The organism is Arthrobacter sp. Leaf141 (assembly GCF_001424565.1).
Taxonomy (GTDB): domain Bacteria; phylum Actinomycetota; class Actinomycetes; order Actinomycetales; family Micrococcaceae; genus Arthrobacter.
The window spans coordinates 148712-148934 of record NZ_LMOL01000006.1 but is presented as its reverse complement, the minus strand read 5'-3'; the positions used below and the strand labels follow the sequence as shown (position 1 = coordinate 148934).

Below are 223 nucleotides of genomic sequence, written 5' to 3'. Positions count from 1 at the left end.
CCGGACCCTCCTGCAGGCCGACAGCGAACCCGCCCGGCTCCCCGGCTACGGAACCGTCCCCGCCGACTGGGCCAGGCACCTCGCCCGCCACGGGACAAAAACCCGCAACCCCGACGCGGCAGAGTTGAAGACCTGGATCCGGCGGCTCTACACAGCGCCAGGCACCGGAGACCTCATCGCCATGGACTCCACCGCCCGGCTCTTCCCACCAGCCCTGCGCCGC

General features: G+C 72.2%; 1 pseudogene. It reads left to right on the top strand.

Going from position 1 to position 223, the window contains the following annotated elements:
* Positions 1-223 (top strand): annotated as a pseudogene (locus ASF72_RS20560) (HNH endonuclease); the annotation flags it as partial.